Raw genomic sequence first — 24,450 nt, forward strand, 5'->3', positions numbered from 1 at the left:
AGTGTGTTTCCGCAATAAGTTAGAATAAATAGCAATAAACTTAAGAGGAAAGATGAAGAAAAATAAAGTAAAAATTTTCAGTGCTTCAGAAAAAACGGGGATAGTATTAGAATTAATAAAAGAGGAGTCGACACTTGGTCAGTTAGCTTCAAAATATGCAATAAGTGTTAAAACAATTCAAAATTGGAAAAAACAGTTTTTAGGTAATGCGGCATTAGCTTTTGAACCAGCTAAAGTTTTGAGTGAATATCAAGCACAAATAAATCATTTACAAGAGCAAAATGATGAACTTGCTAAAGCTCTTGGTAGAATCACAGTTGAGAGGGACTGGGCCGTGGGAAAGCTCAAAAGCTTGGATTTATCAAATAAAAAGAGTCTTGTACACTCCAAGCTAAATCAACTCTCAAAATCAAGACAGTGTGAACTATTAAAGATTAGTCGATCTACAGCCTACTATAAATCCAAGGAGATGAGTATAAATAAATTAAGTATTTTAAATAGAATAGATGAAATATATACAGATAATCCTGAATTTGGTTATCGCTATATTCATCAACAGTTACTAGAAGATGGTTTTATTGTCGGTAAAGATCGAGTACTGAAATATATGAGGATGATGGGTATAGAAGCTATTTACCCACATAAGAAAAAATCTACTTCTCGAAACGATAGTGAGCATAAGATCTATAGCTACTTACTTGATCAATATTGGACTAAATCTGGCTCAACAAAGCAAGTGTATGTGCCTAATGTGAATGAGGTTTGGAGTGGTGACATTACTTACATTAGAACTAATGGTGGCTTTATGTATATGGCAGCTATTATAGATTGGCATAGCAAGGCCATATTGAGCTATAAACTGTCAAATTCTATGGATGCATCTCTTGTAACTGATGTCTTGAAACAAGCTCTCAGTAAGTATAACGCTCCACAGATATTTAATAGTGATCAAGGTAGCCAATATACCAGTTATGACCACATAAATATTCTCAAGGAGCATGATATCCAAATTTCAATGAATGGCAAAGGTAGAAGTATTGATAATATAGTAATAGAAAGGTTTTTTAGAACTTTAAAATATAATTGTATCTTTATTAATGATTTTAACAATGTTAAAGAGTTAAAAGAGGGGATTGATCATTATCTGAATAAATATAATTATCACAGATTTCATTCAAGTATTGGTTATAAAAAGCCTATGAATGTATATCTGAATTATATGCAAAATTATCAGCAAATTGCTGCCTGATAATCGAAAAATTAGGAAAACATACTACTCATTTTTTTGTCTTGATTTTTCATGTATGGACCTCCTGTAGAATGCAAGAAAAAAATAACATCAATAATAAAAACAAACAAATGCAGTCATGTATCCGGCTTATAGCTGATAAATCAACCTAATTTATTCTACAGCCCTGATGGAATTCGCTGGCTTACAAACTATATACTTATCAGTCCATCGGCTTCTAAAAGAGCCACTGAAAAACGCAGTTTTTTTGTAAGCTAAGGTTTGTCTTATTTACCATCAATATTAATTATCTCAAGCATATTTCGGGTTGGAATCTCTTACATATTGTTTTGCTTTTACCTATTCATTATATAAATCACCATTTATTTTACTTATAAGTGCTATGCTACACACTCTTTAGCTACAAACTTTACTCTCTACATAATCATCTCCTGATCTTAGTACAGCAAACACCACTCTTGCCAACTTATTAGCTATGGCAACTGTCGTTTTATTATGGCTACTTCGCTCAGATAAATTAAACATCCATTTCGTAAATTGGCTAAAATCTTTTTTAGATTTCTGTTCTTCCGATTTAAATCTTATCTTGGCATTTAGTACAGCTCTAGCCCCTTGAATTAATAAAGTGCGTAAGTATACATCACCTCGCTTGCTAATTCCCAGCAGCTTATCCTTCCCACCACTTGAATGTTGTCTTGGCACTAATCCTAGCCATGCCGATAATTGCCTGCCATTCTCAAAACTTGTAGCATTACCTATTGATGCTATTAAAGCAGTAGCAGTAATTAAACCAAGACCAGGTATAGCTCTTAATCGTTGATATTGAGTTAGGTTACTTGCTATCATTGTTAATCGTTTTTCTATCTCTTTTATTTTTCTGTTATTATCTAAGAATTCTTCTTTTAGTTCACTAAATGTTTGATAACTTAACTGGCTTAATTTCCCTGCATCTAAAATCTCAATTAATTTTGTGATAACCTTATTAATGCCTTGAGGAACAATAAAACCAAACTCATGTAGTAGCCCCCTAATTTCATTAGCAAGTGCTGTACGATTTTTTACCAATCTCTCTCTTACCCTATGTATTGATAAAATTTCTTGTTGCTCTATAGTTTTAATTGCAACAAATCTCATATTAGGTCTTGTCACGGCTTCACATATCGCTTCAGCATCTGCTTGATCATTTTTATTAGTTTTAACATATGGTTTGACAAATTGCGGTGCCATTAGTTTTACTTCATGCCCTAATTTAGTTATTTCTCTTGCCCAATAACTAGAACCACCACAAGCTTCCATCCCTACTAAACATTGTGGTAAATTAGCCATAAATGTCAAAACCTGATCTCTCATCAATTTTTTCTTTAATACTGTCTTGCCATTTTTATCTACACCATGAATTTGAAAAATTCTTTTTGCAATATCTATACCAATTGTAGTAACCTCCATATGGACCTCCTTAATTGTTGTTTTAATATGTTAAATATTAACCCTAGAAGATTAGCAACTGCTTTTCATTCTCTATATCAGGAGGTCCATACCATTAGTCCACTATCATTGTCTACTATTACCACATTGCTTGGTAGCTGCACTTAAATTATCTGTACGATGCTCTGGTAAAACTCCACCTAACTCCCATACAGCTTTTTCAAACCCTGATGCTAATGTATCAAAACTTTCACTATGGCATATGCTAAAAGTTTCCCAACATGAATAAGGCAACATAAAATGAAATAGTAAGTGAGGATATGGTTGCCCACCAATACAAATACCCAATTGATTCATATTGGTCCAATCAGACTGACTCTGTTTGCCAGGAAGAATATTTTGTAAAAAGATTACTGTCTTATCCTTACCATGTGCAGCTCTCCATTGTTTCAACCTTTTCTGCAAACAGCGTAATTGCTTCCCATTATAATTCCCATGATACTTTTCTGTCAAATATGCTAATATGGTAGTTGCTTGCAACTCCGGTGCTGATTCTAGCATTGATTCTATTTCATCCCAGTGCTTCACAAATGGATCCTTACGTGTCCTATATTTACGTATTGTGCGTAATTCGCTTGGATACTTAAATGATGCTCCTCGCAGCAGAGCTACGAGGTATCTAAAAAAGTTTTAGTTGTTTCTTATGATATCACGAAGCAGAGCTTCGGGGAATTAAACCCTGAGAGATTAATACGTAAGTATTTACGTATTAATAAGTATCCAAGCGAATTACGCACAATACGTAAATATAGGACACGTAAGGATCCATTTGTGAAGCACTGGGATGAAATAGAATCAATGCTAGAATCAGCACCGGAGTTGCAAGCAACTACCATATTAGCATATTTGACAGAAAAGTATCATGGGAATTATAATGGGAAGCAATTACGCTGTTTGCAGAAAAGGTTGAAACAATGGAGAGCTGCACATGGTAAGGATAAGACAGTAATCTTTTTACAAAATATTCTTCCTGGCAAACAGAGTCAGTCTGATTGGACCAATATGAATCAATTGGGTATTTGTATTGGTGGGCAACCATATCCTCACTTACTATTTCATTTTATGTTGCCTTATTCATGTTGGGAAACTTTTAGCATATGCCATAGTGAAAGTTTTGATACATTAGCATCAGGGTTTGAAAAAGCTGTATGGGAGTTAGGTGGAGTTTTACCAGAGCATCGTACAGATAATTTAAGTGCAGCTACCAAGCAATGTGGTAATAGTAGACAATTTACAGAAAGATGGCAAGAATTGCTTGGTTATTACAATGTTGCACCATCGCGAAATAATCCAGGCGTCAGTCATGAAAATGGTTCTGTTGAAAAAAGTCATGATATAGCTAACGCGAAAAGGTTTTTACCATAGTTTTTGTATTTACTCACATATTCACCAGATCTAAATACTATTAAACATTGCTGGACTAACTTTAAAAACTGTTTACATAAAATTATTGATCAATGCCTAAGTTTTTCCTAATATGTGGTAGAAACATTTCCGTGTTAGCTATACATTTAAGCAAGCAGTGAATCAACATCTGCTATTACGTGGATCACGTAATTTTGTTGATTTAAAAGCTTATGAATTATTCCTTACACAAATTAAAGAAAAGCGAAATAGCTGTAGAAAAGAAAAATTAGCTGAAGAATTAGTTCATTTAGAGTCTTTTGCAATGATTGTGTAAATTTTTGTTGAGCCTATATTAGAAGTAATTAAAAATATAGGTAACAGAAATGCAAATAGAGAAGAATAAAAAAATAAATGAAGCAATAGATTTGCTGATAGAAGGCGGAGTAGATTTAAAAACAGTACTAAGTCAGAATGGATTAATTAAGGAATTAACCAAGGGTATTTTAGAGCGAGCACTGCATGCTGAGATGTCAGAACATTTAGGTTATAGCAAGTATGATAGAGCTGAAACTGAGAATGCGAGGAATGGTAGTTTTAGTAAGAATCTGATTAGTGAGAATGGTACTATAGAGATAAATGTTCCAAGAGACAGACAAGGTAAATTTGAACCTATAATAGTCTCAAAGAAACAAACAAGAATAGATGGCTTAGACCAAAAGATAATATCCTTATATGCGAAGGGTATGAGTGTGTCTGATATTAAAACACAATTGCAAGAATTATATGGAGCTGAGATCAGTGAGAGCCTAATCAGCAGGATTACAGATGAAGTAATAGATGAGGTCAAGATTTGGCAGAGTAGACCTCTTGAATCAGTATACCCTATAGTATATTTTGACTGTTTAGTAGTGAAAGTAAGACAAGATAAACTTATTATTAATAAATCAGTATATGTAGCTTTAGGAATAGATTTATCTGGCAGAAAGGATATTTTAGGCTTATGGATAAGTGAGAATGAAGGAGCTAAATTTTGGCTTGGTAATTTTACTGAAATGAAGAATCGAGGAGTAAAAGATATCTTAATTGCTTGTAGTGATAATCTAACTGGTATGTCTGATGCTATTGCATCAGTATATCCGAAAACTGAACATCAAATTTGTATTGTCCATCAGATCAGGAATAGCCTCAAATATGTATCATATAAAGATAGAAAGCAATTAGCAGCGGATTTGAAACTAATCTATACTTCTGCTACTGAAAAAGAAGCAGAATTAGCTCTTGAGTCATTTGATCAAAAATGGAGTAAGCAATATCCGCATATAGCTAAATCTTGGTATAATAATTGGGATAATTTGATAATTTTCTTGCAATATCCAAAGGAGATTCGTAAGATTATTTACACTACAAATGCGATAGAATCGCTGAATAGCCAATTGAGAAAAGTTACTAAGAATAAACGCATCTTTCCAAATGATGACGCAGTATTTAAAGTTTTATATCTGACAATTGATTATATTACCAAAAAATGGTCTATGCCTATCCCCAATTGGAATGAAGCTATGGCTCATTTTATGATCAAATTTGATGGTAGAATTTAATGGTTCACGAAATTTACACAATTGATGAGACAGAGCCTTCATTTAAAAGAGTTACCAATCAGGAAATGGAATGCACCTACAATATTATCAGTACGTGTTAATCCAAGCAGTACAGTTAGTATTTTATCTGTAGCTTATTCTGTGCCTAGTCGCTTAATCTCTCAGGGTTTAATTCCCCGAAGCTCTGCTTCGTGATATCATAAGAAACAACTAAAACTTTTTTAGATACCTCGTAGCTCTGCTGCGAGGAGCATCATTTTAAAAATTTTTTGTCAAAACTTCAGTTAAAAGATAACCCAAAAATTTCTAATGAAATTGAAAAGCTCGTACGAGAAAAATCGTCTAAAGTCACTAATATAAATTTTGAACAAGAGGAGGAAGTAAATGATTGATTTAAGCGGTCAAACAGCATTAATTACTGGAGCTTCAGGGGGTATAGGCGGTGCTATCGCAAGGCAGCTTCATAAGCTCGGAAGTCGTGTAATTATAAGCGGGAGTAATGAGGAGAAATTAAAAGCTCTTGGCGATGATTTAAAAGATAATTACACTATTAAAGTTTGTAATCTTACAAATACTGAAGAATGCAGCAATTTAGTAGCTCAAATAGAAAAATTAGATATTTTGGTCTGTAATGCCGGTATTACCAAAGATACGCTAGCAATAAGAATGAAAAATGAAGATTTTGACCAAGTTATTGACATTAATTTAAAAGCAAATTTCATCTTAAATCGTGAAGCAATAAAAAAGATGATGACTAATAGATACGGACGCATCATTAACATAGCCTCAATAGTAGGAGTTTCAGGGAATCCTGGGCAAGCGAATTACTGTGCTTCTAAAGCAGGTTTAATCGGTATGACAAAGTCGCTTGCTTATGAAGTTGCAACCAGAGGAATTACAGTTAATGCAGTAGCTCCAGGTTTTATTAAATCTGATATGACTAATAAGTTAAATGCTGAACAAAAAGAAGCTATAACACGAAAAATCCCGAAAGGAACATATGGTATGCCTGAAGATATAGCAAATGCAGTTGCATTCTTAGCAAGCAATCAATCATCATATATTACTGGTCAAACTCTACATGTAAATGGTGGAATGTTAATGGTATAAAATTTTATGCTGGTATAAAACAATTTTTTGTGCTAGAAGTTCTTTTAAAGCTAAAATAGCTATGAATAATAAGTATTCATAATATTTTAAAATATTAAACTTATGTTTATAAATATACAAACTAATAAAAATGATTTATGGAGTTCAAAATTATGAGTAAAGTGGATAATATCGAGCAGAAAGTTATCAAAATTATTGCTGATAATCAAGGGAAAAAAATTGAAGAAATCAGCGTGGACTCGCGATTTGCAGAAGATTTAGGAGTAGATAGCCTATCTACAGTAGAAATAATGATGGAAATAGAGAAAGAATTTGGTGTTGATGTTCCTGATGAAGAAGCAACTAAGATAAAAAAAGTAGCAGATGTTGTTAACTATATAAAAGAACATAAATCTTAATCTGTGTCAAATTAAGACCTAATAAAAAATAATTAAGGATGTTAAATCAAACCATGAATAAAAGAGTAGTTATTACTGGTCTTGGGCTGATTACCCCAGTTGGGCTTAACGTTAAGTCATCTTGGGATAATATAGTCCAAGGGGTAAGCGGTATAAAAACTATTACAGCATTTGACACTTCCAAACTTGCCTGCAAAATTGCAGGACTATTAAACCATTCTGAAGAGAATGGCTTCAAACTTGAAAATTTTACGAAAACTGAAGATGTAAATAGATTGAGTAAAATGGATAAATTTATCCATTATGGCGTTGCAGCTGCAACTGAAGCAATTGAAGATAGTGGATGGTTACCAGAGGATCAAGAATCACGTGACAGAACCGGTTTAATATTAGGTTCAGGAATTGGCGGTCTTAAAATGATCGAAGATACTTCTGTAAAGCTTCATCAAGAAAATAATGGTAAGGTTAGCCCCTTCTTTATTCCAGCTTCCTTAATTAATCTTTTATCAGGTCTTGTTTCAATAAAATATGGCTTTAGTGGTCCAAACCAAGCTGCAGTAACGGCTTGCTCTACTGGAGCACATGCTATAGGCGATGCTATGCGTATGATAAAGCATGGCTATGCTGATGTTATGATCGCAGGCGGTGCGGAAGCACCGGTAACACCTGTTGGAGTTGCAGGTTTTGTAGCAGCAAGAGCTTTATGCACTAAATATAACGATGATCCTGAAAAAGCATCGAGACCTTGGGATAAGGATCGAGGTGGTTTTGTTATGGGCGAAGGAGCTGGTGTTGTAGTCTTAGAAGAATACGAACGTGCTATGCGTCGTGGTGCTAAAATTTATGGTGAAGTCGTAGGATACGGCTCTACGGGTGATGCGTATCATATGACAGCTCCGCATCCTGAAGGGAGAGGAGCTTATCGAGCAATGCATGAAGCTTTACAAGATGCTGGTATAACCCCTGATGCGATTGACTATATTAACGCACACGGTACTTCTACTGATATAGGCGATGCGATCGAATTAAATGCAGTTCAGAGATTATTTTTAGAAGCTAACCCTAAAGTTTTAATGTCTTCTACTAAATCTTCAATAGGGCATTTGCTTGGTGCTGCCGGAAGTGTTGAATTTATTTTTGGTACGCTTGCAATTAGAGATCAGATTGCACCACCTACTCTAAATTTAGAAAATCCAATGGACGAAGTTAAGCTAGACTTAGTTGCACTTAAAGCTAAAGAGGCTAAAATAAACTACGTACTTTCCAATTCTTTCGGGTTTGGCGGTACTAACACTAGTTTAATAATTAAAAAGATTTAACTTCATTGCAAGACGAGTCTTGTTATATGGAGCGATTTTTTCCGTCATTGCGAAAAGAAACTGAAAGTTTCAACTAAGCAATCTCAGGAGTCACTATGTCATACCATGGCTTGGGAACTAGATCCAGAAAATAATAAAAAATACTAATAAAATTAGTATTTTTAACTGGATCCCGTGAATAAATCAATAGTACCGGACAGTTAATGATGCTCCTCGCAGCGGCTTTGTTGCATAAATTGTAATAGTTGAGATTATATCTTACATTTAGTAAAATAAATTAATTATTAAATGGAGATAAAGAATGAACTTAAATCAAAAAATAATAAAACCAAAATTAGGTTTACTTGAATTAGCTAAGAGCCTTGGTAGTATATCATCAGCATGTAAAGCGATGGGATATAGTAGAGATAGTTATTACAGATTTAAAGAACTGTATGAAACTGGTGGCGAAGAAGCGTTGTATGAAATTAGTCGAAGAAAGCCAATAATAGCGAATAGAGTTGATCCTGCTGTAGAGAAAGCAGTACTAGATATGGCAATAGAATATCCAGCATATGGTCAGCTAAGAGTATCAAATGAGCTTAAAAAAACTGGTGTACTTGTATCACCTGGGGGAGTAAGATCAATTTGGTTACGTAATGATTTAAACAACATCAGTAAAAGACTTAAAGCATTAGAAGCAAAAATGGCTCAAGATGGTATTGTGCTTACTGAGGCACAATTACAAGTGCTAGAGAAGCGTCGTAATGAAAAAGAAGCTCATGGAGAAATTGAGACACAGCATCCAGGGTATCTAGGATGCCAAGATACATATTATGTAGGCAACTTTAAGGGTATAGGTAAGGTTTATTCTCAGGTATTTATTGATAGCTACAGCAGAGTAGCTGATGTTAAACTATATACTGATGGTAAATTCCAGTATTAATTAAGCCAGATTTATATTTTCTTCCCATACCTCATTGGGTGTTTTATAACCGAGCACTTTTCTTGGTAAATTATTTAAAAAATCCTCAATTTCTTGTAATTGCTTTATTGTTAATTTTTTTATATCTAAAGATTTAGAGTATACTCTGTGCACCATTGAGTTAATCTTCTCTATCAATGGTTTTTGCCATGGAGAATAAGGATTGCAAAAATATACTTTTCGTTCAGATTTTGGCAATAGTTGTTCATGATTGGTAAATTCTTTGCCATTATCTAACGTTATGCTTTTGATTATATGCGACAATTGTTTAAGTTTTTTATTCATGTTACCAATCACATCTTGTGTTCTTTTTGAACGGTTTAAAGTGAGAAACACTTTTTGTGTTCTGATATCCACAAGAGCGCCTATATTACGACTTTGATTACCTTTGTTAAAAGTTAAATCACCTTCTAAATGACCTATTGCTGCTATCTTTCTATTTATCTCTGGTCTTTCAGTAATGGAAACTCGATTTGGTATTGTAATTCTTTTGTTTCTGATTCTTGTACCATGATGCAACCTATTTTTCCTTTTTCTTGCTAAAGATAAATATAATTTTTGCCTTTGTGCTATAGGAGATGTATAAATAAACTGGTATATACTCTCTGTAGAAATATTGACAGTATCTCGTGATAGTTTACGTCTACCTGAAATTATATCTGGTGAAATACCCTGTGTTAACTGCTTTATTATTTCTGCTCGTAAATTATTATCAATATCTAATTTTCTTTTTCTCTTACCTTGCCTTAAACTGCAAGCAAGTGTGTTAGCCCTATCTGGTCTATAATTATGCCTCATTCTCTTGAGTTCATAACATATAGTGCTTTTATCACGGCCAATCTTTGTCCCTATATATCGCGAGCTATAACCACTCTTATTCATTTCGTATATTTTAAATCTTTCATCTATCGTTAAATGAGCCATGATATATCTATATTTAAATGATGCTCCTCGCAGCAGAGCTACGAGGTATCTAAAAAAGTTTTAGTTGTTTCTTATGATATCACGAAGCAGAGCTTCGGGGAATTAAACCCTGAGAGATTAAAAATTGATTATATCTGGCTTAATTAATTATAGAACTTTCCGATAAAACAGCTTTAACTGCTGCTGATATGCTTAATGACCGAGTGTTACCATGGTATGAGACTCAAGGGATACCAATACTTCGTATTCTTACAGATCGTGGGTCAGAATATAAGGGGAATATAGAGCATCATGCTTTTGAATTATTTCTAAGTATCGAAGGTATAGAGCATACTACTACTAAAGCATATTCTCCTCAAACAAACGGTATGTGTGAGCGTTTTAATAAAACAATGAAACAAGAATTCTTTGATACAGCTATGCGGAAAAAGATTTATACAAATCTTGATGACCTACAATTAGATCTTGATATCTGGCTAGAGTATTTCAATAATGAAAGACCTCATTCTGGTAAATATTGTTATGGTAAAACTCCTATGCAAACTTTTAAGGATAGTAAGAAATTAGCTGTTGAAAAGAATAATGAAATCTTGTATCTTGAATATGTATCTGACAGTCAAAATTTAACTGACAATCAGGTACGAAATTTATAGTGTCTGTAAGATCAAATCTTGACTTCTACACATAAATAAGCTTTTGAATATACTGCCCCTAACCCCGCAATGCTAGCCTAGCCAACAGGCACAGAGATAGGTTTACCAATTTCAAACATTTTGTTTAATAAGTGGCATTTAATAGACATTTCTTTTGTCATATTTTGATCATGTCTTGATAGAAACTTACTACCAAAAGAAGTTTTAAATCGAAAGAACGTGTTCTCTACACGCTCCCTTCTACCATAATTATTCTTTACCCTCCATGCTTGGTATCCTTTGTTTTGTTGATATATAACAGCTGCATCTCTCTCAGTTTTATCCCTAAGCGATTGAACTTTTACTGAAGAGTTTGGGGGTCTAATAACTGGTTTTATCTTCTTCTTTCTCAACAATTGATATGTAGATTCACCGTCATACCCTCGATCTCCCAGAAAATCCTTGGCTCTGACATTAGCTATTAGTAGTCCAATCTGTGATCTATCATCTATAGTATGCTCTGTGGTACTATCGGCAAGTATCATACCTTGATCTTCTATAACGATATGTAGCTTTTTCCATATGCGACGCTTATATTGCTTACCATGCTTATTTTCTAGCCATTCGTTCCCTGTGTAGGCTTGTATCCCTGTACTATCCATTGAAATACAACTAAATTCTTTATCTTGATTTCCATGTAAATACCTAAGATCTAATGACTTCATACGCTTACTTAATGTTGTATAGTCTGGACATCTAATAGATAAACCCGATATTTCAAAGAGCCAGTTTATAAAGCCTTGGGTTTGGCGTAACTTAAGACCGAATAAGCATCTGATCTTCAAACACTGTAATATAGCGTGATCACTATAGCGTCTAGGTCTTCCTCGTTTCATTTCCTCTCTGTAATCAGCATACCAGCCAATCGCCAAATCACTGGCAATCATAAAATCTATGCGACCCCTATTGCGTAAAAAATTATTATATTCTGACCAATTCGTTATTTTATATTTAGAATACTTGCGTGATTTACTAAAAGGGGCTTTCTTCCGAGATCTCATATAATCTGGATTATTTTTAATTCAGGACATCTTACCAGATTATCACCACTCTTGCTCTACAAATCTTATTTATGCAACAAAGCCATTTCGCTTTTCTTTAATTTGTGTAAGGAATAATTCATAAGCTTTTAAATCAACAAAATTACGTGATCCACGTAATAGCAGATGTTGATTCACTGCTTGCTTAAATGTATCATGACTTTTTTCAACAGAACCATTTTCATGACTGACGCCTGGATTATTTCGCGATGGTGCAACATTGTAATAACCAAGCAATTCTTGCCATCTTTCTGTAAATTGTCTACTATTACCACATTGCTTGGTAGCTGCACTTAAATTATCTGTACGATGCTCTGGTAAAACTCCACCTAACTCCCATACAGCTTTTTCAAACCCTGATGCTAATGTATCAAAACTTTCACTATGGCATATGCTAAAAGTTTCCCAACATGAATAAGGCAACATAAAATGAAATAGTAAGTGAGGATATGGTTGCCCACCAATACAAATACCCAATTGATTCATATTGGTCCAATCAGACTGACTCTGTTTGCCAGGAAGAATATTTTGTAAAAAGATTACTGTCTTATCCTTACCATGTGCAGCTCTCCATTGTTTCAACCTTTTCTGCAAACAGCGTAATTGCTTCCCATTATAATTCCCATGATACTTTTCTGTCAAATATAGCTAACACGGAAATGTTTCTACCACAAATTAGGACAAACTTAGGCATTGATCAATAATTTTATGTAAACAGTTTTTAAAGTTAGTCCAGCAATGTTTAATAGGATTTAGATCTGGTGAATATGTGAGTAAATACAAAAACTATGGTAAAAACCTTTTCGCGTTAGCTAGTCTATCCGCCAAAAACACTTCAAATCCTGATCATTTGTAATGGGATAGAGTTTTGACAACAAATTGCTAAGATTTTCAATAAAAATTAATAAGTTATGTTAATTTTTACTGATACATTTCTGTGTTGGTCTAATTTTGATATGGAGCTATTGTTAACGATTTTTTATCGTTCATCTAGTTTTTGCATGATGATATTTTTGATTTATGTGGAGTTAGACACGATTTGTAAATGATTTGCAATGCATCGTAAATTCAAACCAATAGCAGAGATTATTGGATTGATAATATCTCCTATCATACCTTTCAAGAAGTTTCTACCCATCCGACCATATTGCTTTAAGTGACCTATTATTGGTTCTATGGCACTGCGTCTCTTGATCATAGACTTGTCCTCTTGTAACAACTTCTTCCGCGTTTTTGGGGTATATACCTTACTCTTCTCCTTTACATTGCTACCACTATACCCAAGATCAACAAATGATTTCTTTATCTTGATTCCAGTGACACTCTCTACTGCTTCAAAGCTCTGATGCAATGTATGACCATCATAAGGATTATTATGAAACGATTTTGCGGATAAAACAAAATTTCTACGACCACTTACTACTACCGCTACTTTATTGCCAAACTCATATGGCTTGTTGCGTTTTCCCTTTCCTATACACTCTACTTCAGGGGCATGAAAACTATATAATACTTTGTTATCTTCTTTATATTGCTTTTTAGCTTCTCTTTTTAAAACAGATTGGTTATGTATTTGTTTTATTTTTTGCAATACTTCTTGATTTTTGAGAGACAAGTTTAATTGCTTATTTTTGATCTCACGCTCACATACTCTAATCAAACGACCCAGTAATATTTTTAAATGCTTCATTATTTTCCAACGCTTCTTGGCTTTACTATGTTCTTTATATTTCCATAGCTTTACTATATCGCGTTTATAGGTTCTAGCGTATGTTTCATTCAAATGTATACCCAAACTGTTGCAAAGCTTTACTATGCTAAGCCTAGCTTTATCCATTAAATAAACATCGTGTGGGTGTTTGATATTCTTAATTTGTACAGTCGTATCAGCGATGATTAATTCCAAATCTTTTTTTTTAATTGTGTTAGTTTTTATCCCAACCCTGATCAACTCCGATAATATCTCATTATATCCAGCTTCACCTAATACACTACGAAACCGTCGTATACTAGTTTCCGAGATAGCTATGTCTTTTTCTATATATTCCCACCCGCAGAAATACTGCCAATACATATTCTCTTTTAGCTCTTCCTCTGATAATGAATCTGAAAAATTATACATTGCTTGTAGCATCGTTATGCCAAGCATCACTCTATGACATTTTCTATTTCTACCAAATTTCTTAATACAAACATTTTTTGATAACCACTCTTCGAGCCTAGACCAATTTATTAATTCTCTTAATTTATATAGCTTATTATTTGGGTTTAATTCTTCTTTTAATTTATAACCAAACAGTTTCCCTTGTTCTTGCGATTTGATAATGTTGTCTATTGGCATTGACTGAAATCCATAAGGTTTATGACCATATTTTATCATTTTCTTACGGATTGTTGTATTACTTCTTCAGGAGTTTCGCACTTAGCAAAATTGTGTATTAGTTAGAAGCCATTTAATGTTGTTCTGAATTGATGTTTTTATAACTTCCCAAGTTTGTTGATATAAAGTAATGTTTTCATTTATCCTCCTTTTGTTCATATCAAGCCAGGCCAATACAGCAAGGCAAATATGATTTCTTTGAGCTCGACCCGTGCGTGCCTGACAGCATTCAATACCACAAGTTTGTTTCAATTCTCGATGATAAACTTCTATAGACCAACGCGCCTTAACAATTTTCTCTATTTGCTCACGTGTAGGATTCTCTAAATTAGTTGTTATGTAATCAATGCGACCATTTTTTGCCACAAACTTAAATACCGTAACCCAACCGTATCCACGTAGGTGAATTTTTAGCCCTTCATCGGGAATCTCTAAAGTTTCCAAGCTAACATTACGATTAACTTTTCTATTTTTTCTTAGGTTGGTAACCCATATCCAACCTAAATTACGTATATGTTTTAAATTATCCAAACCACTATACCAAGCATCCATAACTATAGCATCAGGCTTGATACCTCTTTCTTTAGCTAAAGTAAGCATATCACAAAAATGCTCGTTCTTTGTTTTACCATCAGTTTCTTTATCATATATTCTATAATCTACAGGAGTAGATTGATCAATTTGAGTATTGTAATGCAGTAAGTTTACCATTCCTATACCAGGTATAACATCATGTACAGCCCCAGAATATTGATAATTTACAAGCTCGATCCTCTTACTGTATTGCTTTGACAATAAGGTGTCATCTCCCACTAATAAACAAGGATCTTCCAGATCAATATATTTTGACACTTTGCTATAGATTTCGCTAGGGCGAAAATCCTTACTCTTTAACCATCGACTTGCACTATCGTGCGATAGATCTAATGGACTTACTTCAGATAATGCTTTGCTAGTATATCTTACACTACTTGCTTGTAAGAATGATTTATATAAATCTTTGCTACATTTTGATCTTGTCATTTTTATCTAAAACTATTTTTCTCTAGATTAGCATATTATTTGCTAAGTGCGAAACTCCTGTTCTTGTCTTAAAACCATATTATCTATAAGGCTTGTAGAGTTTTGGCGGACGGACTAGCTATATGCTAATATGGTAGTTGCTTGCAACTCCGGTGCTGATTCTAGCATTGATTCTATTTCATCCCAGTGCTTCACAAATGGATCCTTACGTGTCCTATATTTACGTATTGTGCGTAATTCGCTTGGATACTTATTAATACGTAAATACTTACGTGCCGTTTTTACACTCATACCTGCTTTTGCAGCAGAAATTATCTGATTATATTTTTTGATCTTTTGCATTAAAATACCTACTTGGTTATTTGTACATGTCATCAGTAATTCTCGAATAATATTTAAAAATAAATTTTTATTCGATTTTACTGTCCATAGTTACTTCTTTTTTATAGGTAATTTTAATGTTCGTTGAGGGTAATTCTAATATTCGTTAGTCAGAAGTAATACTTTTTATGATTTGAGTTATTTTTGTTGGGCTATACATTGGTATTGACTGTAATAAAAAATGTACGTGATCTTTATCCTGAAGTTTTGACAAAAATTCTAATTTTTCTGACTAAAGTAAAAATTTATATTTAAAGTTAAATATTTAGTGCTTTTATCAGCTTAAAAGCGATATTTCTACAATTTAAAGTAAATTATTTGATATATAATACAAATTATAGATTGATACACTCGCCACTTTTTTTAATAAAAATTTTTTGTCAAAACTTCAGTTTATCTACTCCTATTTCTAAAAATCTAATTTCATAACGATCTTCTATGTGCTCACAAATTTTACACAAATAATCATCTAGTTCTTGATTGAATATTACTCTTCTATACTTTGCCGGCATTACTAAATGATATATTAGTACTGTGACATTATGACTCTTATGTATATAACTGCTTTCTTCCATTCAAGTAGTATATCACGAAGCAGAGCTTCGGGGAATTAAACCCTGAGAGATTAAACCCTGAGAGATTAAAAAAAGTGGCGAGTGTATCAATCTGAAGTTTTGATACTTCAAAATTTGAAAGTCAAATAAGTGATTGCAGTAGCTTGTAAAAATCAGCCGCTAAGAAAAGCGAGCCGGTTATTATGATATTTGCTTTATTATCGCCATTTATTTTTTTTATGTCTATAATTGCTTCTTCAAGACTTTCACTAGCAGCAAAATCAATACCGGTTTTGCTTGCCTCTAAGGCTATTATCTCAGCATTATAGCTTAATGTTTCAGATAAAACTTTAACCCCATAACCTTTAGTTATCAAACCTTTGAAGTAAGCACAAAACTCTTCTATATTGCGGTTTTTAGTCATACCGAGTATTAAATATATCGGTGATTTTAAATTATCACGAATCCATGCTGTTAAGGCTTGGGCTCCGCTATTATTATGAGCTCCATCCACCCAAATTTGTACGTTATCACCTATTGATCTAGAATATTTTTGCGGGTTAATTTTCTCAATTCTGGCAGACCAAATAGTATTTTGCAGACCTTTAGCAATAGCCTCATTATTAATATTAAATTGTTTGTTAATTAGGCTTATCAAAGCAATAACGCTTGCTGCATTGATTAATTGATGATCACCAAAGAGCAAAGGAGCAGGAAATTCATAGGTAAAATTTTGTGAGGAGTAAATAAATCCGTTATCCGTTTTTTGTATACCGAAATCATATTCGTAACAAAAGGTTGGGGCTGCTAAATTTTCTGCTTTTGCAAATAATATTTCATGAACTTCGGGAACTTGTACGCTTATAACACAAGGCGTGCCCTGCTTCATAATGCCAGCTTTTTCAAAAGCTATTAGCTGCAAGGTTGACCCTAGCACATGCATATGATCATATGAAATGGGGGTAATTAACGTAATTAACGGATGATCTATTACATTTGTTGCATCAAATCTACCGCCGAGTCCTGTTTCTAAAATTAATATATCAGCTTTATTATTCGCAAATGCTAGAAAAGCTGCAGCTGTTGTTCCTTCAAAAAAGCTAGGTTCAATGTTAAATTTCTCACTTGCTACCCTAACATGCTCACAAACTTGCCATAATTCATCATCTGAAATTCTTTCACCTGCTACTATAATCCGCTCGTTAAACTCTAATAAATGTGGGGAAGTATAGCAATGTACTTTATAACCAGCTTGCGTAAAAATGCTTTTAAGCATCGCACTACTTGAGCCTTTGCCGTTTGTACCTGCTATATGTATTACAGGAGGAAGCATTAAGTGAGGATCGCCTAAAGCTTTTAAAAGGCTACTTATGTTTTCAAGGTCATATTTAATTTGGTTTTTCCAGTTTGGTGGTGGTACTAGAAAATGCGGCATGAACATTTTTGTTGGTTTTTTTATGAATAATAGAGTTATATAAGACTTTAAAAGCTCAAGATAGAAAAAGATTTAAAAAATCTTATTGTTGCATGGATTGGTTTTTCCGTCATTGCGAGAAAATTACCAAGTAATTGACGAAGCAATCTAGTTAAAAAATGCTATAAATTAGCATTTTTTGTTATTTTTTCTGGATTGCCACGTCGCTACGCTCCTCGCAATGACGATTTGGTATCCATCTGAAGTTTTGACAAAAAATTTTTAAAATGATGCTCCTCGCAGCAGAGCTACGAGGTATCTATCCAAAAAGCTTTAACTGTTTTTGTTGAAATGCTTTATAAGAAGGTTTGCCTGAACCTTGATTCTGTACATAATTACGTAATTTCTGCTCATCACCATGTTTACCTACTGTGCTCATAAAATATCCTTTACTCCAAAACTCACTTCCCCATAATTTTTCTTTAACAGGAGTTTCGCACTTAGCAAAAAGTATGTTAATCTAGAGAAAAATAGTTTTAGATAAAAATGACAAGAACAAAATGTAGCAAGGACTTATATAAATCATTTTTACAAGCAAGTAGTGTCAGATATACTAGCAAGGCATTATCTGAAGTGAGTCCAGTAGATCTATCTCACGATAGTGCAAGTCGATGGTTAAAGAGTAAGGATTTTCGTCCTAGCGAAATCTATAAGGAAGTGTCAAAATATATAGATTGGGAAGCACCGTGTTTATTAGTGGGGGATGACACCTTATTATCAAAGCAATACAGTCAGAAGATTGAGCTTGTACGTTATCAATATTCTGGAGCTGTACATGATGTTATACCTGGTATAGGAATGGTAAACTTACTACATTACAATACTAAAATTGCTCAATCTACTCCCGTAGATTATAGAATATATGATAAAGACACTGATGGTAAAACAAAGAATGAGCATTTTTGTGATATGCTTACTTTAGCTAAAGAAAGAGGTCTCAATCCTGATGCCATAGTCATGGATGCTTGGTATAGCGGGTTGGAGAATTTAAAACATATACGTAATTTAGGCTGGCTATGGGTTACCACCCTAAGGAAAAATAGAAAAGTTAATCATAATGTTAGCTTGGAAAGTTTAGAGATACCCGATGAGGGGCTAAAAATTCACCTACGTGGATACGGTTGGGTTACGGTATTTAAGTTTGTGGCAAAGAATGGTCGCATTGATTACATAACAACGAACTTGGAAAATCCCACACGTGAGCAAATAGAGAAAATTGTTAAGGCACGTTGGTCTATAGAGGTTTATCATCGAGAATTAAAACAAACTTGTGGTATTGAACGCTGTCAGGCACGCACGGGCCGAGCTCAAAGAAATCATATTTGCCTTGCAGTATTTGCCTGGCTTGATATGAATAAAAGGAGGATAAATGAAAACATTACTTTATATCAACAAACTTGGGAAGTTATAAAAACATCAATTCAAAACAATATCAGATGGCTTTTAACTGATTCGCAACTTTGCTAAGTGCGAAACTCCTGTTTAAGATTTGGATATTTCTCAAACATTTTCTTAGAAGTAATACTTATTTATGATTTGAGTTATTTTTGTTGGGCTATACATTGGTATTGACTGTAATAAAAAATGTACGTGATCTTTATCCTGAAGTTTTGACAAAAATTCTAATTTTTCTGACTAAAGTAAAAATTTATATTTAAAGTTAAATATTTAGTGCTTTTATCAGCTTAAAAGCGATATTTCTACAATTTAAAGTAAATTATTTGATATATAATACAAATTATAGATTGATACACTCGCCACTTTTTTTAATAAAAATTTTTTGTCAAAACTTCAGTTTATCTACTCCTATTTCTAAAAATCTAATTTCATAACGATCTTCTATGTGCTCACAAATTTTACACAAATAATCATCTAGTTCTTGATTGAATATTACTCTTCTATACTTTGCCGGCATTACTAAATGATATATTAGTACTGTGACATTATGACTCTTATGTATATAACTGCTTTCTTCCATTCAAGTAGTATATCACGAAGCAGAGCTTCGGGGAATTAAACCCTGAGAGATTAAAAAAAGTGGCGAGTGTATCAATCTATAATTTGTATTATATATCAAATAATCTACTTTAAATTGTAGAAATATCGCTTTTAAGCTGATAAAAGCACTAAATATTTAACTTTAAATATAAATTTTTACTTTAGTCAGAAAAATTAGAATTTTTGTCAAAACTTCAGTATCCATGCAGCAACGCCAGACAAGCCACGGGATGACAGGGGGAGAATGATCCACGCAAGCAAGCCTTAAGCGGGAAGGACATATAACAGCTAATTTTTCAAGTTCAACTAGTATATTTGGCTTTTGGTTTTACTACGTTAATAAGCCCAATTAATAAAGCTGATTTAATTATACCTGGTATTATAAAGGGTAATACACCACCATAAAATGCACCGCTTGCTCCTATCATTTTAGCAAGCCACATCCAGCCTAAGCTCATAATAATTATATTACCGATTAAACATAAGGTAATTTGATTTAATAGCTTATTATTAATAAAAATTTTATCTTTTAAGCTTGCCATAACGTATACAGCAATTATAAAGCCTGCTAGATATCCAGCTGTAGGACCGAATAATATTCGTAAGCCACTGGAAAATTCCCCAAATATAGGCATGCCTACTACTCCAAGAGTTATATAAGATAATATCGTTAAAGGGGCAGTGGTCTTATTATATGTAAGCCCGATAAACATGGCTTTGTTGCATAAATAAGCTTTTGAATATACTGCCCCTAACCCCGCAATGCTAGCCTAGCCAACAGGCACAGAGATAGGTTTACCAATTTCAAACATTTTGTTTAATAAGTGGCATTTAATAGACATTTCTTTTGTCATATTTTGATCATGTCTTGATAGAAACTTACTACCAAAAGAAGTTTTAAATCGAAAGAACGTGTTCTCTACACGCTCCCTTCTACCATAATTATTCTTTACCCTCCATGCTTGGTATCCTTTGTTTTGTTGATATATAACAGCTGCATCTCTCTCAGTTTTATCCCTAAGCGATTGAACTTTTACTGAAGAGTTTGGGGGTCTAATAACTGGTTTTATCTTCTTCTTTCTCAACAATTGATATGTAGATTCACCGTCATACCCTCGATCTCCCAGAAAATCCTTGGCTCTGACATTAGCTATTAGTAGTCCAATCTGTGATCTATCATCTATAGTATGCTCTGTGGTACTATCGGCAAGTATCATACCTTGATCTTCTATAACGATATGTAGCTTTTTCCATATGCGACGCTTATATTGCTTACCATGCTTATTTTCTAGCCATTCGTTCCCTGTGTAGGCTTGTATCCCTGTACTATCCATTGAAATACAACTAAATTCTTTATCTTGATTTCCATGTAAATACCTAAGATCTAATGACTTCATACGCTTACTTAATGTTGTATAGTCTGGACATCTAATAGATAAACCCGATATTTCAAAGAGCCAGTTTATAAAGCCTTGGGTTTGGCGTAACTTAAGACCGAATAAGCATCTGATCTTCAAACACTGTAATATAGCGTGATCACTATAGCGTCTAGGTCTTCCTCGTTTCATTTCCTCTCTGTAATCAGCATACCAGCCAATCGCCAAATCACTGGCAATCATAAAATCTATGCGACCCCTATTGCGTAAAAAATTATTATATTCTGACCAATTCGTTATTTTATATTTAGAATACTTGCGTGATTTACTAAAAGGGGCTTTCTTCCGAGATCTCATATAATCTGGATTATTTTTTAATTCAGGACATCTTACCAGATTATCACCACTCTTGCTCTACAAATTTTATTTATGCAACAAAGCCGCTCAGAATAGCTTATTTCAGGCTTTCTTGTAGAGTTTTTATTAATTAATGGTAGAAATGATTTATTAATCCACTGCTCGCTAATTTTACAAAAATCATCGACAAAACAAAATAATGCAGTAATATCTTTCTTCATGGGGATACTCTTGTTTTTTTGCTAAAAATTATATATAGCTAACACGGAAATGTTTCTACCACAGATTAGGAAAAACTTAGGCATTGATCAATAATTTTATGTAAACAGTTTTTAAAGTTAGTCCAGCAATATTTAATAGGATTTAGATCTGGTGAATATGTGAGTAAATACAAAAACTATGGTAAAAACCTTTTCGTGTTAGCTATAGAGTATCTTCTATCCCTTGTAAATACTTACTTCCAAACCTAGATTAATCCAGAATTCAGGTTCTAGAAACTCAAATATTTTCTATATACCTAATGACAAAATCAAAATAACGATATATTATTTTAATTTTAGAATAATTAAATAATATATATTCAATGAGTGCAGATACTAATATTAGCGATGGTTTAGAAGTCGCTGTGCAAGATCATTTATCGATTTTTTCTTTAATAAGTTCATCTGATATTATCGGTAAGTCAGTTATGCTAATGCTGCTTATCGCTTCTATTTGGTCGTGGGCTATCATTCTGGATAAAGTATTTAAGCTAATGCAGGTGCAACGAAAAATGCGAGCATTTGAAAATACTTTTTGGTCAGGTGGTGTTTTAGAGCAGCTATATGATAGCATAAAAAGGTCAGTTAACAATCCGCTAGCTTTAATATTTGTCTCAGCTATGGATGAATGTAAAAGTATAAATACTAAGGGACTTCCTGAGTTATTAAAAAATAATCATAAAGAGCGTATTACAAATTCAATGTATCTTGCTCAAAACAGAGAAATCGAAAAATTAGAGAAAAACTTAAGCTTTCTAGCAACTGTCGGCTCTAGTAGCCCGTTTATTGGGTTATTTGGTACTGTTTGGGGGATTATGCACAGTTTCCAGTCAATTGCTACTTCAAAAAATACCTCACTTGCAGTAGTAGCCCCTGGTATTGCTGAAGCGTTACTTGCAACCGCAATAGGCTTATTTGCAGCTATTCCTGCTGTCATTTTTTACAATTATCTTATTTCCCGTATTACTCTGATCAATAATAAAATTGAGGATTTTATTAGCGAGTTAAACTCCATACTTTCTAAGGCAATTGATCAGGAGAAGATGTAATGGCTATTAAGCTTGCCGGAAGTAATAGCAAAAGTAAAAGAGCCGTAGTTAGTGAAATCAACGTTACGCCGCTTGTCGACGTAATGCTTGTGTTGCTAATTATTTTTATGATCACTTCCCCGATGTTAGTTTCAGGCGTAAATGTCGACTTACCTGAAACAAATTTGAGTCCAATCTCAGGACAAGATGAGCCTCTAGTTGTTACTATCAATAATAAAGGTGAAGTTTTCCTTCTTGAAACACCTATTGAAAGAAAGCATTTAACTGATAAGCTTGTAAATATCACTAAAGAGAAAAAAGATACTAGGATTTTTGTGAGAGGTGATAAAAACGTTTCTTATGGTGAAGTGGTAGAAATAGTATCAGAAATTCATGCAGCCGGATTCTCTCGTGTAGCTCTTATTTCAAATATTAAAAATAATGAAAAGTAACGATACAAACAATAAGGATAATTTCACAGTTTTCCTTAGCTGCTCTATTGCACTGCACTTACTTCTTTTATATTTTTTTCTATTTGGTATGCCATCTCTTTTTGAAAAATTACCAGAAGAGCAAACCATAACTTTTGAAATGTTGCCTATTAGTGAGAAAGCTAATATCATAACGCAAACGAAGCAAAAAGAAGCTCCGATAGAGAATGAAGATGCTAAAAAATCAGAGCAGACTAAACCTAAAGAAGAGAAGCCTAAAGATTTACCTAAAGAGGAAAAAGCACAAGAACCTGAAACCAAACCAGTAGAAGAAAAGCCAAAAATAGAAGCAAAAAAGCCGATAGAGGAGAAAACACCAGAAGAAGTAGAGGAAGCACTACCTGAGAAAAAAGAGGAAATAAAAGAAGAAAAGCCTAAAGCAGAGGAAAAAAAACAGGTAGCAGAGGCAAAAAAAACTGAAGAAAAGAAAGAAGAAAAAAAGCCGATAGAGAAACCTAAAGAGGAAAAAAAGCAAGAACCTAAAACTGATGAGCTTGATTCTTTATTAAAGAACTTGGAACAGTCTTCAGAAGGTGATAATGTAAAATCGAATAAGCATAAAAGGTCAGAGAAAGTTGATAATAAGAAAGAGGCTAAGGGAGTTTATTCAGAAGGATTACCTCTTTCAGATAATGAAAGTTCATCAATAAGGCGTCAGATTGAAAGAAATTGGAGTAATATTCCGGCAGGTGCTAGGGGTAATAAGAATCTAATAATATTTGTTCATATTGTTTTAGATAAAGCAGGTAATGTAGAACAGGCAAAAGTTGTAAAAAAAATTTGCCCTGGTATTCCAAGTAGTATTTGCGAAGCATTATCAGATAGTGCAGTTAGGGCAGTATGGAAAGCAAGCCCTATCGACAATCTTGATCCTGCAAGATTTCATCATTGGAAAGAGTGTGAGTTTACCTTTAATCCGGGTAAGTTGTAATTTGTCATCGGCTCTGTCTCATCAATTGTGTAAATTTCGTGAACCATTAAATTCTACCATCAAATTTGATC

The 24,450-nt window shown here is 33.5% G+C and carries 22 protein-coding genes and 8 pseudogenes; 13 read left to right on the forward strand and 17 right to left on the reverse strand.

Annotation, left to right across the window (positions count from 1 at the left end; translation table 11 throughout):
• Positions 1–52: 52 nt before the first annotated feature.
• The gene (locus tag AAHI98_RS04250) at positions 53–1,249 is read left to right on the forward strand and encodes an IS3 family transposase (RefSeq protein WP_342224870.1); all 1,197 of its coding nucleotides are present in this window, start codon (positions 53–55) and stop codon (positions 1,247–1,249) included.
• Positions 1,250–1,645: 396 nt separating this feature from the next.
• On the opposite strand, the gene AAHI98_RS04255 is transcribed toward AAHI98_RS04250, so the two are convergent.
• Together AAHI98_RS04255 and AAHI98_RS04260 are read right to left on the reverse strand one after the other, a co-directional pair.
• The gene (locus AAHI98_RS04255) at positions 1,646–2,695 is read right to left on the reverse strand and encodes an IS110 family RNA-guided transposase (RefSeq protein ID WP_342225139.1); all 1,050 of its coding nucleotides are present in this window, start codon (positions 2,693–2,695) and stop codon (positions 1,646–1,648) included.
• 105 nt (positions 2,696–2,800) lie between these two features.
• Positions 2,801–3,262 (reverse strand): hypothetical protein, encoded by a 462-nt coding sequence (locus AAHI98_RS04260; protein WP_342225140.1) that lies wholly within the window; start codon positions 3,260–3,262, stop codon positions 2,801–2,803.
• A gap of 270 nt (positions 3,263–3,532) precedes the next feature.
• Between AAHI98_RS04260 and AAHI98_RS04265 the strand changes: the two genes are divergently transcribed.
• From AAHI98_RS04265 to AAHI98_RS04295, 7 genes and pseudogenes are all read left to right on the forward strand, one after another.
• Positions 3,533–4,099 (forward strand): hypothetical protein, encoded by a 567-nt coding sequence (locus tag AAHI98_RS04265; RefSeq protein WP_342225141.1) that lies wholly within the window; start codon positions 3,533–3,535, stop codon positions 4,097–4,099.
• A gap of 365 nt (positions 4,100–4,464) precedes the next feature.
• On the forward strand, positions 4,465–5,679 hold the full coding sequence (locus AAHI98_RS04270; RefSeq protein WP_342224684.1) for an IS256 family transposase: 1,215 nt from the start codon (positions 4,465–4,467) through the stop codon (positions 5,677–5,679).
• Between the two features lie 275 nt (positions 5,680–5,954).
• Positions 5,955–6,071 (forward strand): annotated as a pseudogene (locus AAHI98_RS04275) (recombinase RecA); the annotation flags it as partial.
• Positions 6,064–6,789 (forward strand): 3-oxoacyl-ACP reductase FabG, encoded by a 726-nt coding sequence (gene fabG / locus AAHI98_RS04280; RefSeq protein ID WP_342225142.1) that lies wholly within the window; start codon positions 6,064–6,066, stop codon positions 6,787–6,789. The pseudogene AAHI98_RS04275 and the gene fabG, both read left to right, overlap by 8 nt.
• A gap of 137 nt (positions 6,790–6,926) precedes the next feature.
• Positions 6,927–7,187: an acyl carrier protein gene (acpP, locus tag AAHI98_RS04285; protein WP_095568289.1), complete on the forward strand. Its 261-nt coding sequence runs from the start codon at positions 6,927–6,929 to the stop codon at positions 7,185–7,187.
• Positions 7,188–7,225: 38 nt separating this feature from the next.
• The gene (fabF, locus tag AAHI98_RS04290; RefSeq protein ID WP_342225143.1) at positions 7,226–8,506 is read left to right on the forward strand and encodes a beta-ketoacyl-ACP synthase II; all 1,281 of its coding nucleotides are present in this window, start codon (positions 7,226–7,228) and stop codon (positions 8,504–8,506) included.
• A 301-nt stretch (positions 8,507–8,807) separates the two neighbouring features.
• Positions 8,808–9,413 (forward strand): annotated as a pseudogene (locus AAHI98_RS04295) (helix-turn-helix domain-containing protein); the annotation flags it as partial.
• An 18-nt stretch (positions 9,414–9,431) separates the two neighbouring features.
• Here the strand turns inward: AAHI98_RS04295 and AAHI98_RS04300 are convergent.
• Positions 9,432–10,394, reverse strand: coding sequence for an IS30 family transposase (locus AAHI98_RS04300; protein WP_342224646.1), 963 nt, complete (start codon positions 10,392–10,394; stop codon positions 9,432–9,434).
• 158 nt (positions 10,395–10,552) lie between these two features.
• Here AAHI98_RS04300 and AAHI98_RS04305 point away from each other — a divergent pair.
• A pseudogene (locus tag AAHI98_RS04305) lies at positions 10,553–11,047 on the forward strand (integrase core domain-containing protein); the annotation flags it as partial.
• Positions 11,048–11,124: 77 nt separating this feature from the next.
• Here AAHI98_RS04305 and AAHI98_RS04310 read toward each other — a convergent pair.
• From AAHI98_RS04310 to AAHI98_RS04355, 10 genes and pseudogenes are all read right to left on the reverse strand, one after another.
• Positions 11,125–12,087, reverse strand: a complete 963-nt coding sequence (locus tag AAHI98_RS04310) for an IS5 family transposase (protein ID WP_342224734.1) — start codon at positions 12,085–12,087, stop codon at positions 11,125–11,127.
• A 69-nt stretch (positions 12,088–12,156) separates the two neighbouring features.
• A complete protein-coding gene (locus AAHI98_RS04315) occupies positions 12,157–12,768 on the reverse strand; it encodes a hypothetical protein (RefSeq protein ID WP_342225144.1) in 612 nt (203 codons plus the stop codon).
• A 376-nt stretch (positions 12,769–13,144) separates the two neighbouring features.
• Entirely contained in the window at positions 13,145–14,506 is a 1,362-nt protein-coding gene (locus tag AAHI98_RS04320) for an IS5 family transposase (RefSeq protein WP_342224717.1), read from the reverse strand.
• 42 nt (positions 14,507–14,548) lie between these two features.
• The gene (locus AAHI98_RS04325; RefSeq protein WP_342224656.1) at positions 14,549–15,529 is read right to left on the reverse strand and encodes an IS701 family transposase; all 981 of its coding nucleotides are present in this window, start codon (positions 15,527–15,529) and stop codon (positions 14,549–14,551) included.
• 114 nt (positions 15,530–15,643) lie between these two features.
• Positions 15,644–15,904: a hypothetical protein gene (locus AAHI98_RS04330; RefSeq protein WP_342225145.1), complete on the reverse strand. Its 261-nt coding sequence runs from the start codon at positions 15,902–15,904 to the stop codon at positions 15,644–15,646.
• A 112-nt stretch (positions 15,905–16,016) separates the two neighbouring features.
• The gene (locus tag AAHI98_RS04335; RefSeq protein WP_410526200.1) at positions 16,017–16,124 is read right to left on the reverse strand and encodes a transposase; all 108 of its coding nucleotides are present in this window, start codon (positions 16,122–16,124) and stop codon (positions 16,017–16,019) included.
• 178 nt (positions 16,125–16,302) lie between these two features.
• Positions 16,303–16,485 (reverse strand): annotated as a pseudogene (locus tag AAHI98_RS04340) (transposase); the annotation flags it as partial.
• 121 nt (positions 16,486–16,606) lie between these two features.
• On the reverse strand, positions 16,607–17,905 hold the full coding sequence (locus tag AAHI98_RS04345; RefSeq protein WP_342225146.1) for a bifunctional folylpolyglutamate synthase/dihydrofolate synthase: 1,299 nt from the start codon (positions 17,903–17,905) through the stop codon (positions 16,607–16,609).
• Positions 17,906–17,955: 50 nt separating this feature from the next.
• Positions 17,956–18,137, reverse strand: a pseudogene (locus tag AAHI98_RS04350) (hypothetical protein); the annotation flags it as partial.
• Positions 18,138–18,197: 60 nt separating this feature from the next.
• Positions 18,198–18,398, reverse strand: coding sequence for a transposase (locus AAHI98_RS04355; protein WP_410526208.1), 201 nt, complete (start codon positions 18,396–18,398; stop codon positions 18,198–18,200).
• A gap of 26 nt (positions 18,399–18,424) precedes the next feature.
• On the opposite strand from AAHI98_RS04355, the gene AAHI98_RS04360 reads away from it, so the two are divergent.
• A complete protein-coding gene (locus tag AAHI98_RS04360; protein WP_342224659.1) occupies positions 18,425–19,405 on the forward strand; it encodes an IS701 family transposase in 981 nt (326 codons plus the stop codon).
• 328 nt (positions 19,406–19,733) lie between these two features.
• Here the strand turns inward: AAHI98_RS04360 and AAHI98_RS04365 are convergent.
• From AAHI98_RS04365 to AAHI98_RS18490, 4 genes and pseudogenes are all read right to left on the reverse strand, one after another.
• Positions 19,734–19,916, reverse strand: a pseudogene (locus tag AAHI98_RS04365) (transposase); the annotation flags it as partial.
• Positions 19,917–20,238: 322 nt separating this feature from the next.
• Positions 20,239–20,649, reverse strand: a pseudogene (locus AAHI98_RS04370) (biotin transporter BioY); the annotation flags it as partial.
• Between the two features lie 57 nt (positions 20,650–20,706).
• Positions 20,707–21,669, reverse strand: coding sequence for an IS5 family transposase (locus tag AAHI98_RS04375; RefSeq protein WP_342224734.1), 963 nt, complete (start codon positions 21,667–21,669; stop codon positions 20,707–20,709).
• A 71-nt stretch (positions 21,670–21,740) separates the two neighbouring features.
• Positions 21,741–21,890 (reverse strand): annotated as a pseudogene (locus AAHI98_RS18490) (IS982 family transposase); the annotation flags it as partial.
• Positions 21,891–22,252: 362 nt separating this feature from the next.
• Here AAHI98_RS18490 and tolQ point away from each other — a divergent pair.
• The 3 genes from tolQ to AAHI98_RS04390 are packed head-to-tail and all read left to right on the forward strand — an operon-like array spanning position 22,253 to position 24,379.
• On the forward strand, positions 22,253–22,978 hold the full coding sequence (tolQ, locus tag AAHI98_RS04380; protein ID WP_011476958.1) for a protein TolQ: 726 nt from the start codon (positions 22,253–22,255) through the stop codon (positions 22,976–22,978).
• Positions 22,978–23,409, forward strand: a complete 432-nt coding sequence (tolR, locus tag AAHI98_RS04385) for a protein TolR (protein WP_342225147.1) — start codon at positions 22,978–22,980, stop codon at positions 23,407–23,409. Before tolQ ends, tolR begins: the two co-directional genes overlap by 1 nt.
• Complete coding sequence (locus tag AAHI98_RS04390; RefSeq protein ID WP_342225148.1) at positions 23,399–24,379, forward strand: energy transducer TonB; 981 nt, start codon at positions 23,399–23,401, stop codon at positions 24,377–24,379. Before tolR ends, AAHI98_RS04390 begins: the two co-directional genes overlap by 11 nt.
• The last annotated feature ends 71 nt before the right edge of the window (positions 24,380–24,450 follow it).

Source organism: Rickettsia endosymbiont of Urophora cardui, from assembly GCF_964030725.1.
Classification (GTDB): domain Bacteria; phylum Pseudomonadota; class Alphaproteobacteria; order Rickettsiales; family Rickettsiaceae; genus Rickettsia.

Bases quoted from the DNA above. Each gene is read 5' to 3' on its own strand.
- acpP (WP_095568289.1), top strand. From the start codon at position 6,927: ATGGAGTTCAAAATTATGAGTAAAGTGGATAATATCGAGCAGAAAGTT.
- AAHI98_RS04375 (WP_342224734.1), bottom strand. From the start codon at position 21,669: ATGAGATCTCGGAAGAAAGCCCCTTTTAGTAAATCACGCAAGTATTCT.
- AAHI98_RS04330 (WP_342225145.1), bottom strand. From the start codon at position 15,904: ATGACATGTACAAATAACCAAGTAGGTATTTTAATGCAAAAGATCAAA.
- AAHI98_RS04310 (WP_342224734.1), bottom strand. From the start codon at position 12,087: ATGAGATCTCGGAAGAAAGCCCCTTTTAGTAAATCACGCAAGTATTCT.
- tolQ (WP_011476958.1), top strand. From the start codon at position 22,253: ATGAGTGCAGATACTAATATTAGCGATGGTTTAGAAGTCGCTGTGCAA.
- AAHI98_RS04360 (WP_342224659.1), top strand. From the start codon at position 18,425: ATGACAAGAACAAAATGTAGCAAGGACTTATATAAATCATTTTTACAA.
- tolR (WP_342225147.1), top strand. From the start codon at position 22,978: ATGGCTATTAAGCTTGCCGGAAGTAATAGCAAAAGTAAAAGAGCCGTA.
- AAHI98_RS04270 (WP_342224684.1), top strand. From the start codon at position 4,465: ATGCAAATAGAGAAGAATAAAAAAATAAATGAAGCAATAGATTTGCTG.
- AAHI98_RS04300 (WP_342224646.1), bottom strand. From the start codon at position 10,394: ATGGCTCATTTAACGATAGATGAAAGATTTAAAATATACGAAATGAAT.
- fabF (WP_342225143.1), top strand. From the start codon at position 7,226: ATGTTAAATCAAACCATGAATAAAAGAGTAGTTATTACTGGTCTTGGG.
- AAHI98_RS04250 (WP_342224870.1), top strand. From the start codon at position 53: ATGAAGAAAAATAAAGTAAAAATTTTCAGTGCTTCAGAAAAAACGGGG.
- AAHI98_RS04320 (WP_342224717.1), bottom strand. From the start codon at position 14,506: ATGATAAAATATGGTCATAAACCTTATGGATTTCAGTCAATGCCAATA.
- fabG (WP_342225142.1), top strand. From the start codon at position 6,064: ATGATTGATTTAAGCGGTCAAACAGCATTAATTACTGGAGCTTCAGGG.
- AAHI98_RS04255 (WP_342225139.1), bottom strand. From the start codon at position 2,695: ATGGAGGTTACTACAATTGGTATAGATATTGCAAAAAGAATTTTTCAA.
- AAHI98_RS04345 (WP_342225146.1), bottom strand. From the start codon at position 17,905: ATGTTCATGCCGCATTTTCTAGTACCACCACCAAACTGGAAAAACCAA.
- AAHI98_RS04265 (WP_342225141.1), top strand. From the start codon at position 3,533: ATGCTAGAATCAGCACCGGAGTTGCAAGCAACTACCATATTAGCATAT.
- AAHI98_RS04390 (WP_342225148.1), top strand. From the start codon at position 23,399: ATGAAAAGTAACGATACAAACAATAAGGATAATTTCACAGTTTTCCTT.
- AAHI98_RS04325 (WP_342224656.1), bottom strand. From the start codon at position 15,529: ATGACAAGATCAAAATGTAGCAAAGATTTATATAAATCATTCTTACAA.